Source organism: Flavobacterium sp. DSP2-3-1 (genome assembly GCF_049896865.1).
GTDB lineage: Bacteria > Bacteroidota > Bacteroidia > Flavobacteriales > Flavobacteriaceae > Flavobacterium.
Genome location: NZ_JAFCVD010000009.1, coordinates 37,657 through 51,728, shown reverse-complemented (window position 1 = coordinate 51,728; position 14,072 = coordinate 37,657). Strand labels below are relative to the sequence as shown.

Here is a 14,072-nt window from a genome sequence, read left to right as displayed (position 1 = left end):
AACAAATATGCAAAGTTTTAGAACTGAAATAGAAGATCCGATTGTCCAAAGAGAGATTATCGATTTAGAGAAAAAAATTCATTCTTTCCGAAGTGGACAAATTGACGATGAGCGTTTTCGCAGTCTTCGTTTGGCACGTGGTATTTACGGTCAACGTCAAGAAGGCGTGCAAATGATTCGTATTAAATTGCCATTCGGAAAAGTGACTAGTGAGCAATTGAAGCGTATTACTGAAGTATCAGATAAATATTCGACTGGACGTTTGCACATTACCACCAGGCAGGATATTCAGATTCACTATGTGAGTTTAGATAGAACACCCGAGCTTTGGTCTGAGCTGGCCAAAAATGATATCACTCTGAGAGAAGCTTGCGGAAACACCGTGCGTAATATTACAGCAAGTGAATTAGCGGGTGTAGATGTAGATGAGCCTTTTGATGTATCCCCGTATGCACACGCGGTATTCCAATATTTATTGCGTAACCCAATTTGTCAGGAAATGGGACGTAAATTCAAAATATCATTTTCCTCTTCTGATAAAGACACTGCTTTGAGTTACGTGCACGATTTAGGTTTTATTCCAAAAATTGTAAATGGCGAAAAAGGGTTCAAAATAATGTTTGCCGGAGGTTTAGGTTCTCAACCAAGTCATGCTGAATTGCTTTCGGAATTTGTACCGGTTAATCAAATTATTCCAACTGCCGAAGGGATAATCAGGGTTTTTGACCGATTTGGAGAAAGAACAAAACGGTTGAAAGCACGTATGAAATTCTTAATTAAAGACTTGGGTCGTGAGGAGTTTTTACGTTTGGTTGACGAAGAGAAAAAAGCCTTGCCTTTTCATTCTTATGAAATTGACACTACCGCTTTTGAAGGTCCAATTACAGAACCTTTATTGGCAGTGCCAGCAGTAACAATTGATGATGTTGTAGCTTTTGAAGAGTGGAAAAAATCAAATGTGATTGTACAAAAACAAACAGGATATGTAGCTATTGGTATCAAAGTGCTTTTAGGAGATTTTTATACAGACAAAGCAAAATTGCTAGCAGATTTGATTAAAAATTACGGAGCGAATGAATTGCGCTTTTCATTGCGACAAAACATCGTTTTGCGTAATATCAAAGAAGAAAATCTAGCGTTCTTTTACCAAGAATTAGCCAAATTGGATTTTGTTACTTTAGGCTATGAAACTATCGGAGACATCACGGCTTGTCCCGGCACCGATACTTGTAATTTAGGTATCGCTAGCAGTACTGGTATAGCAGATGAATTAGAAAGAGTATTAAAAACGGAATATCCACAATACAGCAACAATCAGCAAATCGCCATAAAAATTAGCGGTTGTATGAATGCTTGCGGACAGCATAATATGTCCGAAATAGGTTTCCAAGGAATGTCCATTAACGCAGGAAAGTTGGTAGCTCCGGCTCTTCAGGTTTTATTAGGTGGAGGGAATTTAGGAAACGGAAACGGAAGATTTTCGGATAAAGTAATCAAAATTCCAAGCAGAAGAGGACCTGATGCGTTGCGTTATATTTTAAATGATTTTGAGGCAAACGGAAACGGACAATCGTTCTTGAATTATTATGTTGCCAAAGGGGAGAAATATTTCTATGAATTTTTGAAGCCATTGGCTGATATAACAAACCTTACGGAGGCTGATTTTGTAGATTGGGGAAATGCTGATAATTACGTGAAAGCAGTTGGAGTAGGAGAATGCGCTGGCGTTGTCATTGATTTGGTGGCTACTTTAATATTGGAAGCCAAAGATAAAATGACTTTCGCGCAAGAAGCTTTCGAAGATAAAAAATGGGCAGATGCGATTTACTTGGCGTACGCAGGTTTTGTAAACGGTGCCAAAGCAATATTATTGGCTGAAAACGAAAAAACAAATCACCACGCTGGAATTATCGATTTATTTGATACTGTTTTTATCGAAAGCAAAAAAATAGAATTGGATTCAAGCTTCAAAGATTTGGTTTATCAAATCAAATCGAATGATCCTTCGGCAGAATTTGCACAAAAATACATCCAACAAGGCGTTGCGTTTTTTGATACAATAGAGAAATATAGAGCAAAAGATTTAGCCGATGCTTAAAAATATACAACCAACAGTTACGCTAGTGGGTGCGGGTCCAGGTGATCCGGATCTGTTGACGATCAAAGGTGCAAAGGCACTAGCTGAGGCCAATGTCGTTTTGTATGATGCCTTGGCAAACGAAGAAATTTTAAGTTATGCACCTAAAAAAGCAATTAAAATATTTGTAGGCAAACGCAAAGGTTGTCATGAATATACACAAGACCAAATCAACCAATTGATTGTAGATAACGCGCTTACCTACGGACATGTGGTTCGGTTAAAAGGTGGCGATCCATTTATTTTTGGTCGTGGCGGTGAGGAAATAGACTTTGTAGAAAGTTTTGGGATACCTACATTTGTAGTGCCTGGAATTTCATCGTCGATTGCCGTTCCCGCTTATCAAGGTATTTCTTTGACAAAAAGAGGTGTTTCCGAAAGTTTTTGGGTAATTACAGGTACAACTTCTGACAGGAAATTGTCAAATGATGTGGCTTTAGCAGCGCAATCATCGGCAACAGTTGTGATATTGATGGGAATGAGTAAGTTGTCTCAGATTATTGAACTATTCCAGAATGAATCCAAAGGAGAGACTCCAGTTGCAATTATTCAAAACGGAACTACGATTCAGGAGAAAATTGGTGTGGGAACAATTAATACAATTCAGCGAGTTGTGGCGGAAAATAAATTAAGTAACCCTGCGATTATTGTCATTGGAGAAGTAGTTAAAGAAAGCAATAAATTGAAAGGATTTTATGAAGAATTTATAGCAAAAGAAATACAATAACATTGGAAAGAAACGAATTATATCCTGTTTTTTTAAAATTACACAATCTCAACGTGCTTATTGTGGGGGGAGGAAACGTGGGTTTAGAAAAATTATCATTTCTTTTAAAATCAAGTCCAAACGCCAATGTTGAGGTGGTTGCGCCAAAGTTTTTGCCAGAGCTGGAAAGCTTGGCCGCAAAACATCCTTCGGTAAAATTGACCTACAGAAAATTCAATCGGTGGATGCTTCGCAAACGCCACATGGTCATTGCTTGTACAGATGATTTAAACGTCAATAAAAGGATTTATGATTTGTCCCGAAAAAGATATTTGATTTGTAATATTGCGGATACACCGCCATTATGTGATTATTATTTGGGTGGAATTGTAACCAAAGGAAATGTAAAAATAGCCATCTCAACTAACGGAAAGTCACCGACAACAGCCAAAAGATTGCGAGAGTTTTTTGAAGAAATAATTCCGGACGATATCAATAAAATGGTTGAAAACCTAAATGAATATCGCAAAACACTTAAAGGAAATTTCGAGGAAAAAGTTCAAAAAATGAATGAAATCACTGAGTCGTTAAAAAATAAAGAGCCAAGAGAATAGAATAAACAATAAAGAATTCGACTGATATTTATCATTTATTTTTGAGCGAATCATTCGTTCATTTGTAAAAATAATAATAATTAAGAACAAGTATAACAAAAGAAACTCTACCAAGTCTCTCCCTCCTGTGGAGGAGGCTGGGGGGAGGAATAAAAGAATATAAAAATGATTAAAACAGACATACTGATAATAGGAGCCGGACCAACAGGTTTATTTGCAGTTTTTGAAGCAGGATTATTGAAATTGAAATGCCATATTTTAGATGCTTTGCCACAAGCGGGCGGTCAATTATCTGAATTGTATCCTAAAAAACCTATTTATGATATTCCGGGTTTTCCAGAAGTATTGGCGGGAGATCTGGTGGATAATTTAATGGAACAAATCAAGCAATTTGAACCAGGATTCACTCTTGGAGAACGTGCAGAAACGATTGAAAAACAAGAGGACGGAAGTTTCATTGTAACATCAAATAAGGGTAAAAAATTCCATGCTCCAGTTGTTGCGATTGCTGGTGGATTAGGAAGTTTTGAACCCAGAAAACCATTGATAGAAGACATCGAATTTTATGAAGATAAAGGAATCAAGTATTTCATTAAAAACCCGGAAAAATTCAGAGACAAAAGAGTCGTTATCGCTGGTGGAGGAGATTCTGCTTTAGACTGGAGTATTTTCTTGTCGAATATTGCTTCCGAAGTGACTTTAATTCACCGTAGAAATGAATTCAGAGGAGCCTTGGATTCGGTCGAAAAAGTGCAGGAGTTAAAAGATTTAGGGAAAATAAGAATGATCACGCCGGCAGAAGTTGTTGGTTTGAATGGAGCCGAACATTTGGAGTCAATCGATATTGAGGAAAATGGAGCGCATCGTACTATAGAAACGGATTATTTTATTCCGCTTTTTGGATTAACTCCAAAGTTAGGTCCTATTGGAGACTGGGGATTAGACATTGAAAAAAATGCCATCAAAGTAAATAATGCTTTGGATTATCAAACGAATATTCCGGGAATTTTTGCCATTGGTGACGTAAACACTTATCCAGGAAAACTGAAATTGATTCTTTGTGGATTCCACGAAGCAACTATGATGTGTCAGGCAGCCTACCAAATCATCAATCCGGGGAAAAAATATGTATTGAAATATACTACAGTTTCTGGTGTTGACGGATTTGACGGAACTCGTAAAGAAGCTCCAAAAGCCGTGGTTAAAGCCATAGTTTAACAACTTAGTACAAACTAGTTAAAAAATAAAGCGCTAATACTTGCAAGTATTAGCGCTTTGTCTTTACTTTGCACTGTTCCTATATTTATTGAAAGTTATCACGAAAGGCGGAGGGAAAGACCCGATGAAACCTTAGCAACCCTTTATCTTTAAAGAAGGTGCTACATTCTACTTTATACAGAACCAGTTTCAGTATCAAAGATAGATAACACACGAATACTCACCCAGTATTTCTCAAACCTTTTCTTGACAACATATATTTTTAGCCTGCTGAATCATTTTTAGTAACAGGAGCGACCAATTGGCGTTTTTTTTGCCAGTACCGTTCCCGCTTTACGCTATATCTTTTTTTATTTTACCCTTTTAGGGTTTTAAACCCTAAAAGGGTAAAATAAAAAAAGGATACCACTGCAATCGGGGCTATAGATTTAAAATAGTGAACTTTTGTATTTATTAATCAAAAGAACGAATCTCGATAAATCTCGAGATTTGCAAGAAATAAAAGTTATGTCAAAGATTTTAAAAGATAGTTTAGGAGTTCCCCGTTCGGGGGCTAGGGGGCTTATCCATGATGCCATCAAAAAAAACATACTCATACTCGACGGAGCTATGGGAACCATGTTGCAACGTTACAATTTCTCTGAAGAAGACTTTCGTGGAGAACGTTTCAAAGATTTTCCACATTCCTTAAAAGGAAACAACGATTTATTGTCAATCACGCAACCGCAAGCGATTCGTGCTGTTCACGCCGCCTATTTTGAAGCGGGAGCGGATATTGTTGAAACCAATACTTTTTCTGGAACCACCATCGGGATGGCAGACTACCATCTCGAAGATATTGTTTACGAACTCAACTACGAATCGGCACGAATCGCCCGTGAAGTAGCCGATGAATTTACAGCCAAAAATCCAGATAAACCTCGTTTTGTAGCCGGTTCAATAGGACCAACAAACAGAACGGCAAGTATGTCACCAGACGTAAATGATCCGGGTTACAGAGCAGTAACTTTTGATGATTTACGCATTGCTTACAAACAACAAGTGGAAGCGTTGATTGACGGAGGAAGTGATTTATTATTGGTGGAAACCATTTTCGACACTTTAAATGCCAAAGCGGCGCTTTTCGCTATTGAAGAAGTCAAAGACGAACGCAATATTGATATTCCTATCATGGTGTCGGGAACAATTACGGATGCATCAGGAAGAACACTTTCAGGTCAAACCGTGGAAGCTTTCTTAGTTTCGGTTTCGCACATTCCGTTGTTGAGCGTAGGTTTTAATTGTGCTTTAGGAGCTGATTTGCTGAAACCGTATTTACAAACCTTATCACAAAATACTTCTTTCAACGTGTCGGCGCATCCTAATGCAGGATTGCCTAACGCATTTGGAGAGTACGATGAAACTCCCGAACAGATGCAAGCCTTTATCAAAGAATATCTAGACGATAATTTAGTAAATATCATAGGCGGTTGTTGCGGAACAACGCCGGAACATATCAAATTGATTGCTGATATTGCAAAAGAGTACAAACCTAGAGTTTCGACTGCGACCATGTAATTAAATTTCCTGCAAGGTTTTTTTCAAACCTTGTAGGTATGTTTAAAAATAGATGTTTGCGAGATGTTACAGTAGTTCAACCTCAGTTATCGCGAGCGGAATGACAAAAAAGAGAATGACGTTGCAGGATTTACTGGATGAGATTACTTCATTCCTCGCAATGATATTAAAACTACAAAACTGCGTGAGGGATAGTAGTGGAGCTCCTTTTTTTAGGCTTTTTAGCCGAAGGAAAAGAGCGGGAACGAATAGCCCGACCCTTTTGGGTCACGCCCAAATTATAAAAAGAATAAGTTACTCCGATACGGTTTACAAAACCCTTCAGGATCAAATAAAATAAAAAATGGCACAAGAAACTAGAAGAAACCTTGTATTATCGGGATTAGAGCCTTTAATCATTACGCCAGAAAGCGTTTTTGTAAATATTGGTGAACGAACGAATGTTACGGGTTCTAGAAAATTCCTTCGGTTAATCAAGGAAGAAAAATACGAGGAAGCACTTAGTATTGCTAAAGAACAAGTGGAGGGCGGCGCGCAAATCATCGATATTAATATGGATGAAGGAATGCTTGATGGGGAATATGCCATGACAAAATTCCTGAATTTGATCGCTGCTGAACCGGATATTTCCAGAGTTCCAATTATGATTGATAGCTCGAAATGGGATATTATCGAAGCGGGTCTAAAAGTGGTGCAAGGAAAAAGCGTCGTAAACTCGATTTCTTTAAAAGAAGGCGAAGAGCAATTTATTCATCATGCCAAATTGATTAAGCGCTACGGTGCTGCGGCAATTATTATGGCTTTTGACGAAACGGGACAAGCTGATAATTACGAGCGTCGGGTAGAAATATGCCAGCGATCGTATGATATTTTGGTGAATAAAGTTGGTTTTCCTCCGCAGGATATTATTTTCGATTTAAATATATTCCCCGTAGCAACAGGAATGGAAGAACACCGCGAGAACGCCTTGGATTTCTTTAGAGGAACCAAATGGGTTCGAGAAAATCTGCCGCATGCGCATATTAGTGGTGGGGTAAGTAACGTTTCGTTCTCGTTTAGAGGAAATGACACGGTTCGGGAAGCGATGCACTCGGTTTTTTTGTACCATGCTATTCAAAACGGAATGACGATGGGGATCGTAAATCCAGAGATGCTTTCTATTTACGATGAAATTCCAAAGGAACTTTTGGAACGTGTTGAAGATGTAATTCTAAACAGACGTGATGATGCCACCGAAAGATTGTTGCACTTTGCCGAAAATGTAAAAGGAGATGTAAAGAACAATGAAAAAGCAGTTCAAGAATGGCGTTCAGGTACCATCCAAGAACGATTGACACATTCGCTAGTAAAAGGAGTCGATGAATTTATAGAAATTGATGTGGAAGAAGCCCGATTGGCAGCAACAAAACCTATTGAAGTTATCGAAATTAACTTGATGACCGGAATGAATGTCGTTGGGGATTTATTTGGTTCAGGTAAAATGTTTTTGCCTCAAGTGGTAAAATCAGCCCGAGTAATGAAAAAAGCGGTGGCTTATTTACTGCCTTTTATTGAAGCTGAAAAAGATGGAGTCTCCAGTTTTGCCGGTCGTATATTAATGGCGACTGTCAAAGGAGATGTGCATGATATTGGGAAAAATATTGTTTCGGTTGTTTTGGCCTGTAACAATTATGAAATCATCGATTTAGGGGTTATGGTTACTCCTGAGAAAATTATTGCAGCAGCTATTGAGCACAATGTAGATATCATTGGATTAAGCGGATTAATAACACCTTCGCTTGACGAAATGGTTTATTTGGCCAAGGAATTAGACAAAAAAAACATAAAAATTCCTATAATGATTGGGGGAGCAACAACTTCACGGGCGCACACTGCCGTGAAAATTGCGCCACAATACAGAGAAACGGTTATCCATGTAAATGATGCTTCGAGAGCTGTAACGGTTGCCGGAAATTTATTGAACAAGGATAGAAAGATATATGCAAGCGACATCAGGGCTGATTATGACGCTTTTAGAGAGACCTTTTTGAATCGTTCACGCGACAAAAACTTCTTGACTATTGAGCAAGCCCGTAAAAATAAATTGCAATTGGATTGGGAAAATTTTACTCCTATAAAACCAAATGTAATTGGAGAACAAACTATCGAAGTCGATTTAGATGTGTTGGTTCCGTACATTGACTGGACGCCGTTTTTTAGAACATGGGAATTGTTCGGGAAATATCCGGCTATTTTAACGGATAATGTTGTTGGTGAACAAGCTACTTCTGTTTTTGCGGATGCCAAAGAAATGTTGGACGTTATTTTGAAAGAAAAGAAACTGACAGCCAAAGGAATTTATGGAATTTTCCCTGCCAATCAAGTGAACGATGATGACATTGAGTTAAGTGATGAAAACGGAAAAGTGTTAGAGAAATTTTTGACGTTGCGTCAACAATCACAAAAAACAAAAGGTGCTCCAAACATTGCCTTGTCGGATTTTATTGCCCCGAAAGATAGCGGAAAAACGGATTATATGGGCGCATTTTGCGTCACGACTGGTTTTGGTGTTGATGAGTGGGCGGCTGAATTCGAAAGAGATTTAGATGATTACAATTCGATTATGGTCAAAGCATTGGCGGATCGTTTTGCGGAAGCTTTCGCGGAATATTTGCACGAAAAAATCCGAAAAGAAATTTGGGGCTATTCGTCTGATGAAGCTTTAAGTACTGAGGCTATGATTGCCGAAGATTATAAAGGAATTCGTCCGGCTCCAGGATATCCAGCTTGTCCCGACCATTTAGAAAAACCAACGATTTGGAAATTACTGAATGTAGAACAAGAAATAGGAGTGACTTTGACTGAAAGTATGGCAATGTGGCCCGCTTCCTCGGTTTCTGGATATTATTTTGGAAATCCGCAAAGCAAGTATTTTGGACTCGGAAAAATAAAAGAAGACCAAGTTATCGATTACGCCAAACGAAGAAGCGTTTCAACCGAAGTAGCCACGAGATGGTTAAGCCCGAATATAGCAGATTAAAAACACAGTCATAAAGTCAAAAGTCATAAAGTCCAAAGGACGTGACTCTCGACATTTGACATTCAAACTTTAAGACTTAAGATGAAAGTAACACAACATATTGAAGACGCCAAAGGAGAAACGCTATTCTCTTTCGAAATTATTCCGCCTCAAAAAGGCAAAAGCATTCAGGAATTATACGATAATATTGATCCGTTGATAGAATTCAAACCACCATTTATCGACGTCACTACTTCTCGCGAAGAATTTATTTATGTCGATAAAGGGAACGGATTATTAGAAAAAAAATTGACCAGAATGCGTCCTGGAACGCTTGGGATTTGTGCTTCCATAAAACATAAGTATAATGTAGATACAGTTCCTCATGTGCTGTGTGGAGGTTTTACCAAAGAAGAAACGGAGTATTTATTAGTCGATTGTCATTATTTGGGAATTGATAATGTGATGGCCTTGCGAGGTGACGCGATGAAGGATGAGCAGTCTTTTGTTCCTAAACAAGGAGGAAATGATTTTGCCGTTGATTTGGTCAAACAAATTGATCAATTGAATTGCGGAAAGTACTTACATGACGTGATGGATGTTGATAACAAAGCCAATTTTTGCATTGGAGTTGCGGGATATCCGGAGAAACATTTGGAATCGCCGTCATTGATTTCAGATTTAAAAAGACTGAAAGAAAAGGTTGATGCAGGTGCGGATTATGTGGTGACACAAATGTTCTTTGACAATGCAAAATATTTCAAATTTGTTGCTAAAGCCAGAGAAATGGGAATTACCGTTCCTATTATTCCAGGAATCAAACCTATTGCAGTGCAAAGACACTTACAAGTATTGCCACAAATTTTCCGAATTGATTTGCCGGAAGATTTAATTCAGGCGGTTGATCAGTGCAAAAACAATGCTGACATCAGACAAGTGGGAATCGAATGGGCTATCCAACAATCATTAGAATTGAAAGCGGCCGGCGTTCCCGTATTGCATTATTATTCTATGGGAAAATCAGAAAATATTCGACAAATCGCGAGTAAGGTTTTTTAGGAGCTTTTTCCAGCTATCCGTTACAATCTTTTCTTGTCTCAAAAAATGAGACAAGAAAAGGATTTTCACTGCTATCTGGGCTAGGGATTTGACGGTTATCAATATCGTTATTTATTCCAAATTCTCGTCATTTCGTCACTCGGACGAAGGAGGAATCTTACCGAGTGGAATTCCTCCTTCGTCGGAATGACAAATCAAACGGTATAAACATTATAAATGGCAAGTATTTTTCATCTGCAAACTGCGACTGAACACTTATTACTATTTTTTCGTAATCTCTCTAAAAACAGCCTCTAAATTTTTATTTTTCTGATTGAGCTGCAGCGTTTTCAAACCATTGGCATTGGCAAAATCAAAAACAGCTGGACGCATGTCTTTGTCCGCTTGGAAAGTCAATTCCCAAATCATATCATGCGTGTTTTTATAAGAAACAAGATTTTCTATTTTAGCAATGGCTTGTTCTTCAATTTTATAATCAAATTCTACTTCAATAACTTGCTCCTTATCTTGGGAAATTAAATTATCCAGTTTTTTATCGGTAACAATTTTACCGTTATTGATGATAATAACGCGGTCACAAATGGCTTCGACCTCCTGCATAATGTGTGTAGAAAGGAAAACGGTTTTGTCTTTCCCTACATTTTTAATCACATTCCGAATTTCGATTAATTGGTTTGGATCTAAACCGGTTGTTGGTTCATCCAAAATCAAAACATCGGGATTGTGTAATAAAGCATTGGCAAGGCCTACGCGTTGACGGTATCCTTTGGATAATTGTCCTATTTTTTTATGACTTTCGGTACTCAAACCAGTTAGTTGAATTACTTCTTCAATTCTGGATTTTGCGACTTTGTACACATCAGCGTTAAAAGCTAAATATTCACGTACATATAAATCCAAGTACAACGGATTGTGTTCCGGTAAATAACCAATAGAAAGCTGAACAGCTTTTTGTTGGGTGTTTACATCATTTCCATTTACTAAAGCGGAGCCTTCATCGGCGTTAATGTACGTGGTCAATATTTTCATCAAAGTCGATTTTCCGGCTCCATTTGGACCTAAAAAACCAACAATTTCTCCTTTATTAATGGAAAATGAAATGTTATCCAGTGCTTTTTGGGAACCGTAACTTTTGGATATGTTATTAACTGCTATCGACATGGGATTTTATTTGTTGCAAAAGTAAACAGAAAAAGTATTGATTTATTGTTTTTGTAACTCAATAAATAAAAGACCTTCGTCAAAGTTTACTAAGCAAGAGGATATTCTCTTTTAGATTTATATATTTACCATAAACTATATGAATATGAATTTGAAAACTACACAATCAAGCAGTTTCTTGAAAAACTACAAAAGCATTTTATTGCTTCTCGGCGGAATTTTGGCAGGAAGTATATTGGGTTTAGTTTTTGGAAAAGGTGTAGAAGTGATTAAACCTTTGGGCGATATATTTCTGAATTTATTGTTCACCGCAATTATCCCGTTGATATTTTTTACGATTGCATCTTCGATTGCCAATTTAGAAAAAACGGAGAAATTGGGAAAATTGTTTGCAATTGTCATTGGCGTGTTTTTAAGTACAGTATTAATTTCGGCCATTTTGATGATTGTTGGCGTATTGTTATTTCCTATTCAGCAAGACATTATCATTTCCAAACTTCCATTGGAAAGCATTCAGGAAAGTTCTGCGGGTTCACAAATTACCCAGTTGCTTACTGCCAGTGACTTTTATGAGCTGTTGTCTCGAAAAAATATGTTGGCGCTCATTATATTTTCTTTTTTAATAGGTTTTGCCAGTTTGCATTCGGGAGAGAAAGGAAAAGATTTTAGTCGGTTCTTGAATTCAGGGAACGAAGTTATGAAACAATTGCTGCATATGATTATGAAAACGGCTCCAATTGGTCTTGGTGCTTATTTTGCGTATCAGGTTGGAATTTTTGGACCCCAATTATTTGGCGCTTACGCAAAACCTTTGGGGCTGTATTATGCGGTTTGTGCTTTTTACTTTATTGTATTTTTTAGTTTGTACGCTTTTATCGCTGGAGGAAAATTAGGATTTACAGTGTTTTGGAAAAATAACATTACGCCTTCCTTAACAGCATTGGGAACTTGCAGCAGCATTGCAACAATTCCTGCCAATCTGGAAGGTGCTGAAAAAATGAATATTCCTGCACGCATCAGAAATGTTGTTATTCCATTGGGTGCGCCTTTGCATAAAGATGGTTCGAGTATGTCGTCTATTATAAAAATTGCGGTTATTTTCGCCATGTTTGGCAAAGATTTCACAGATCCAAATACGTTGCTGACGGCATTGGGAATTACTGTAATTGTTTCGGTAGTCGAAGGCGGCATTCCAAATGGAGGTTACATCGGAGAAATTCTGGCGATAACCGTGTATGGATTTCCAATGGAACAGGCACTTCCTGCAGCAATGATCGTGGGAACTCTTGTAGATCCTATGGCAACGTTACTGAATGCGAATGGCGATTTGGTTTCGGCAATGGTGGTAGCGAGAATTTCTGAAGGGAAAAATTGGCTTACTGTAAAATTAGCAGCTTAATTTGAGTTTGTTTTTAAAGATGAATTTTTGGAGAAATAATGTTTTGTTTCTTTCAAATCTCAAATGTAGACTAACCAAAAAGGATTTTAAAAGTCTTTTTTTTAAACATTATATAATTAATAACCAGTTTTTTATCGAATCCCTTTTTTGTTCAATAAAATCCTTTTTTTGTTTGGCTTAACTGGAAATTATTAATACATTCGCAGAGCAATTAATACAAAAAAACATTGTCATGTTGAGTAACCGATTTTATTTTAGCAACTCTTATTATTTCTTCTGGAAAGTAGAAGGGGATTGTTATATGGTTATTTGATTATAAAATTAAATTGATACTGTAAATATACAATCCCGATGAAAATCGGGATTTTTTTTTGCTTAAAAGCTTGTAAAATGAATGAAATAATTGGAATACAAGGTATAACGGGTTCTTTTCACCATCAGGTGGCACAAGAATATTTCAATCAGGAAGTCGTTGTTGATGAATGTTTGTCCTTTGAAGAACTAGTAGATAACCTGCTTTCAGGCAAATCCGATCAGGCAGTTATGGCAATAGAAAATTCTATTGCGGGTCCAATTATTCCGAATTACGCATTGATCGACAAAAATAATTTACACATTATAGGAGAACATTATTTAATAATTCACCAAAATTTAATGGCTTTAAAAGGTCAAAAAATGGAAGATATTCAGGAAGTACATTCGCATCCTATGGCTATTTTGCAATGTATGGAATTCCTTAAAAAATATCCAAATATAAAATTGGTCGAAGACAAAGATACTGCTGAAACGGCTCGAAGAATTCAGGAAAAACAATTGAAAGGAATTGCCGCAATCGCCAGTAGAACAGCTTCTGAAATGTATGATTTGGAAATTTTGGCTTCAGAAATTCAGACGATTAATAATAACATGACACGATTTGTTATCATTAATAAAGCTGATAATTTTGTTTCTAAAAATGAAATAAACAGAGCTTCCATTAAATTTGAATTGGATCACAAACGTGGTAGTTTAGCGGCAGTTTTGAATGTGATGAGCGATTGCAAATTGAATTTGACCAAAATACAATCGTTACCAAAAATAGAAACGCCTTGGAAATATTCGTTTTTTGTGGATGTTACTTTCGAAAAATATGAAGATTATGCAAAAGCAAAGTCACTATTGATTATCATGGCTGAGTATTTCAAAGTATTAGGCGAATATAAAAACACAAAATTATAATTAGC

Annotated in this window: 11 protein-coding genes and 1 riboswitch; of the genes, 10 read left to right on the top strand and 1 reads right to left on the bottom strand. The window is 37.2% G+C overall.

Translation table 11 applies throughout. The annotated features are described in order from the left end of the window. The first annotated feature begins 7 nt into the window (after positions 1 to 7). From ACP7AT_RS11430 to metF, 8 genes are all read left to right on the top strand, one after another. Entirely contained in the window at positions 8 to 2,098 is a 2,091-nt protein-coding gene (locus tag ACP7AT_RS11430) for a nitrite reductase (RefSeq protein ID WP_426064447.1), read from the top strand. Beyond that, positions 2,091 to 2,864 (top strand): uroporphyrinogen-III C-methyltransferase, encoded by a 774-nt coding sequence (gene cobA, locus ACP7AT_RS11425; RefSeq protein WP_426064446.1) that lies wholly within the window; start codon positions 2,091 to 2,093, stop codon positions 2,862 to 2,864. The genes ACP7AT_RS11430 and cobA overlap by 8 nt, the downstream gene beginning before the upstream one ends. A gap of 2 nt (positions 2,865 to 2,866) precedes the next feature. Then, the gene (locus tag ACP7AT_RS11420) at positions 2,867 to 3,457 is read left to right on the top strand and encodes a precorrin-2 dehydrogenase/sirohydrochlorin ferrochelatase family protein (protein WP_426064445.1); all 591 of its coding nucleotides are present in this window, start codon (positions 2,867 to 2,869) and stop codon (positions 3,455 to 3,457) included. Between the two features lie 165 nt (positions 3,458 to 3,622). Continuing rightward, the gene (locus tag ACP7AT_RS11415) at positions 3,623 to 4,675 is read left to right on the top strand and encodes an NAD(P)/FAD-dependent oxidoreductase (protein ID WP_426064444.1); all 1,053 of its coding nucleotides are present in this window, start codon (positions 3,623 to 3,625) and stop codon (positions 4,673 to 4,675) included. A gap of 92 nt (positions 4,676 to 4,767) precedes the next feature. After that, positions 4,768 to 4,887: riboswitch (SAM riboswitch) on the top strand. 295 nt (positions 4,888 to 5,182) lie between these two features. Further along, positions 5,183 to 6,232 carry a homocysteine S-methyltransferase family protein gene (locus ACP7AT_RS11410; RefSeq protein WP_426064443.1) on the top strand — a complete coding sequence of 350 codons (1,050 nt, stop codon included), beginning with the start codon at positions 5,183 to 5,185 and terminating at the stop codon, positions 6,230 to 6,232. Between the two features lie 52 nt (positions 6,233 to 6,284). After that, a complete protein-coding gene (locus tag ACP7AT_RS11405) occupies positions 6,285 to 6,572 on the top strand; it encodes a hypothetical protein (protein WP_426064442.1) in 288 nt (95 codons plus the stop codon). Positions 6,573 to 6,575: 3 nt separating this feature from the next. Beyond that, the gene (gene metH, locus ACP7AT_RS11400) at positions 6,576 to 9,251 is read left to right on the top strand and encodes a methionine synthase (protein ID WP_426064441.1); all 2,676 of its coding nucleotides are present in this window, start codon (positions 6,576 to 6,578) and stop codon (positions 9,249 to 9,251) included. An 81-nt stretch (positions 9,252 to 9,332) separates the two neighbouring features. After that, positions 9,333 to 10,289: a methylenetetrahydrofolate reductase [NAD(P)H] gene (metF, locus tag ACP7AT_RS11395; protein ID WP_426064440.1), complete on the top strand. Its 957-nt coding sequence runs from the start codon at positions 9,333 to 9,335 to the stop codon at positions 10,287 to 10,289. A 261-nt stretch (positions 10,290 to 10,550) separates the two neighbouring features. Here the strand turns inward: metF and gldA are convergent, their stop codons facing one another. Then, the gene (gene gldA, locus ACP7AT_RS11390) at positions 10,551 to 11,450 is read right to left on the bottom strand and encodes a gliding motility-associated ABC transporter ATP-binding subunit GldA (RefSeq protein WP_426064439.1); all 900 of its coding nucleotides are present in this window, start codon (positions 11,448 to 11,450) and stop codon (positions 10,551 to 10,553) included. A gap of 145 nt (positions 11,451 to 11,595) precedes the next feature. Here gldA and ACP7AT_RS11385 point away from each other — a divergent pair, with 145 nt between their 5' ends. Together ACP7AT_RS11385 and ACP7AT_RS11380 are read left to right on the top strand one after the other, a co-directional pair. After that, positions 11,596 to 12,849 carry a dicarboxylate/amino acid:cation symporter gene (locus ACP7AT_RS11385; protein WP_426064438.1) on the top strand — a complete coding sequence of 418 codons (1,254 nt, stop codon included), beginning with the start codon at positions 11,596 to 11,598 and terminating at the stop codon, positions 12,847 to 12,849. 390 nt (positions 12,850 to 13,239) lie between these two features. Then, positions 13,240 to 14,067, top strand: coding sequence for a prephenate dehydratase (locus tag ACP7AT_RS11380; RefSeq protein WP_426064437.1), 828 nt, complete (start codon positions 13,240 to 13,242; stop codon positions 14,065 to 14,067). The last annotated feature ends 5 nt before the right edge of the window (positions 14,068 to 14,072 follow it).

What these genes read in the sequence shown, in the direction of transcription:
- metH (WP_426064441.1), top strand. Translation starts at nt 6,576, where the DNA reads ATGGCACAAGAAACTAGAAGAAACCTTGTATTATCGGGATTAGAGCCT.
- metF (WP_426064440.1), top strand. Translation starts at nt 9,333, where the DNA reads ATGAAAGTAACACAACATATTGAAGACGCCAAAGGAGAAACGCTATTC.
- ACP7AT_RS11410 (WP_426064443.1), top strand. Translation starts at nt 5,183, where the DNA reads ATGTCAAAGATTTTAAAAGATAGTTTAGGAGTTCCCCGTTCGGGGGCT.
- ACP7AT_RS11385 (WP_426064438.1), top strand. Translation starts at nt 11,596, where the DNA reads ATGAATTTGAAAACTACACAATCAAGCAGTTTCTTGAAAAACTACAAA.
- cobA (WP_426064446.1), top strand. Translation starts at nt 2,091, where the DNA reads ATGCTTAAAAATATACAACCAACAGTTACGCTAGTGGGTGCGGGTCCA.
- ACP7AT_RS11380 (WP_426064437.1), top strand. Translation starts at nt 13,240, where the DNA reads ATGAATGAAATAATTGGAATACAAGGTATAACGGGTTCTTTTCACCAT.
- ACP7AT_RS11405 (WP_426064442.1), top strand. Translation starts at nt 6,285, where the DNA reads ATGTTTGCGAGATGTTACAGTAGTTCAACCTCAGTTATCGCGAGCGGA.
- gldA (WP_426064439.1), bottom strand. Translation starts at nt 11,450, where the DNA reads ATGTCGATAGCAGTTAATAACATATCCAAAAGTTACGGTTCCCAAAAA.
- ACP7AT_RS11430 (WP_426064447.1), top strand. Translation starts at nt 8, where the DNA reads ATGCAAAGTTTTAGAACTGAAATAGAAGATCCGATTGTCCAAAGAGAG.
- ACP7AT_RS11415 (WP_426064444.1), top strand. Translation starts at nt 3,623, where the DNA reads ATGATTAAAACAGACATACTGATAATAGGAGCCGGACCAACAGGTTTA.